General features: G+C 40.6%; 3 protein-coding genes. 1 reads left to right on the forward strand and 2 read right to left on the reverse strand.

What is annotated here, in order from left to right; genetic code table 11:
• The first annotated feature begins 153 nt into the window (after positions 1-153).
• Positions 154-483 carry a four-helix bundle copper-binding protein gene (locus C8322_RS01180; protein WP_026055492.1) on the forward strand — a complete coding sequence of 110 codons (330 nt, stop codon included), beginning with the start codon at positions 154-156 and terminating at the stop codon, positions 481-483.
• Between the two features lie 134 nt (positions 484-617).
• Here C8322_RS01180 and C8322_RS01185 read toward each other — a convergent pair whose 3' ends face one another.
• Both C8322_RS01185 and arsH read right to left on the reverse strand, forming a co-directional pair.
• Complete coding sequence (locus C8322_RS01185; protein ID WP_001067793.1) at positions 618-1,322, reverse strand: IS6-like element IS1007 family transposase; 705 nt, start codon at positions 1,320-1,322, stop codon at positions 618-620.
• Between the two features lie 243 nt (positions 1,323-1,565).
• On the reverse strand, positions 1,566-2,131 hold a 566-nt coding region (gene arsH / locus C8322_RS01190; RefSeq protein WP_228156486.1), incomplete at its 5' end, for an arsenical resistance protein ArsH.

Raw genomic sequence — 2,131 nt, forward strand, 5'->3', positions numbered from 1 at the left:
TGAATACATGAGCAGCTAAATCACTCAAAGCCAGCATCTAAAACCATTTAACAAAATCTATGACTATTTTACTTTCCCTTACCTAATCGTCCTAGTGTATATCTTTTTTTTTGATTAGCTTATTCCTAAATCAAGTGACTTTAGGTAAGTATGATGAACGATATCCAATTTTCAGATTGCGCAAAGGCATGTATGAGCTGTTACCTTACCTGTGCCAGTTGTGCAAATGCCTGTCTAAAAGAAGAAAATCTGGAGATGATGCGAGAATGTATTCAGCGTTGTCTAGATTGTGCAGATATTTGTCAGCTCTGTGCTCGTATGCAGCAAAATGAATCTCCTTTTATGAAAGAAATTTGTGAGCTTTGTGCCAAGGCTTGTGAATACTGTGCAGATGAATGTAGCCAACATGAGCATCAACACTGCCAGCAATGTGCTGATGCTTGCCGTGAATGTGCCGTCGAATGTCGAAAAATGGTTGTCTGATAAATAAAAGAATTAGTTGAGTTTAGGATTTACTCAATGAATAGCCAACGTGTTAGTTGTTAGTGGGTCAAACCACTAACAACGGCACTGTTGCAAATAGGGATCTGAGTCGATGATTTTCCCTTCAAAAAAGCTTAGAGACCGAAAACTCTATTTACTAGCCAAACTTCTCCTAGAATATTACCGTTATAAAATAATGAAGCTTGTCCTTTGCGTAGAGCACGCATAACCTCAATTCCTTTAATTGTGGCATAAGCCGTTTTCATAGACTTGAATCCCAACGTAGCCTTGATGATCCGTTTGAGCTTGCCATGATCACATTCAATCACGTTATTCTTGTATTTAATCTGTCGATGGTCCAGGTCTTCAGGACACTTTCCTTCCTGTTTTAGTCGCGACAAAGCACGGCCATAGGTATGAGCCTTATCAGTGTTTATGACTCGTGGAATCTGCCATTTTTTGACATGATTCAAAATTTTACCAAGAAAACAATAAGCTGAATGGGTATTTCGTCTAGCAGAAAGATAGAAATCAAGAGTATGGCCACGTTGGTCAACTGCACGGTATAGATATGCCCATTTGCCATTCACTTTTACGTAAGTTTCATCCAGATGCCATAAATGTCGATCTGTAGGATTACGCCAATACCAACGTAAACGTTTTTCCATTTCTGGAGCATAACGCTGAACCCAGCGATAAATTGTGGTGTGATCAACATTCACTCCACGTTCAGCGAGCATTTCCTGAAGTTCACGATAGCTGATGCCATATTTACAATACCAACGAACAGCCCAAAGAATGATTTCACCTTGAAAGTGCCGACCATGGAAGGGATTCATCTGCTGTATCTCGAAATAAATAAGATATTTAGCTTATCATGTCAGCCTATTTGCAACAGTGCCGTTTCTGGTTCAAAGCCTTCACCTTTTCCTTATTTATCTCTGACTTCTTTAATGTAAAAACCCAATCATGAAGACTGGGTTTTTACAATATTCATTGTACCTTTAACAGCACTTCATCGGTACAGCATAAAAGTGTTACTGACCTGGCAATGAGGCGCAGTATTTAATACCATCCAGCATTTATAAACTGCGCTGATTTACACGCTTGGACAACTCTTCAGCCGATTCCTTGCGTTCAGAATAACGATCAGTCAGGTATTTGCTTTGACCACGAGTCAGTAGAGTGAACTTAAATAACTCTTCCATGACATCCACAATCCGGTCATAGAAAGCTGAAGGCTTCATTCGTCCATCTTCTTCAAATTCCAAGAAAGCTTTCGGAATTGAAGACTGATTTGGAATGGTGATCATCCGCATCCACCGCCCCAAAATACGCATCTGGTTCAGGCTGTTAAATGACTGTGATCCACCACTGACTTGCATCAAGGCAAGGGTTTTACCTTGGGTAGCACGGATTGCTCCTCCTGCAAGTGGAATCCAGTCTATTTGTGATTTAAAAATGGAACTCATAGAACCATGACGTTCAGGTGAACACCAGACCATACCTTCAGACCATGCAAGAAGCTCATGCAGTTCTTTTACTTTTGGATGCTCAGTATCCGCATCTTCTGGCAAAGGAAGGCCCCACAAGTGATAGTGAACCGTACCGGGTTTGTCGGAGACTTTTTTATTTAAGTTAGGCCACC

Source organism: Acinetobacter sp. SM1B, assembly GCF_003289665.1.
Taxonomy (GTDB): Bacteria; Pseudomonadota; Gammaproteobacteria; order Pseudomonadales; family Moraxellaceae; genus Acinetobacter; species Acinetobacter schindleri.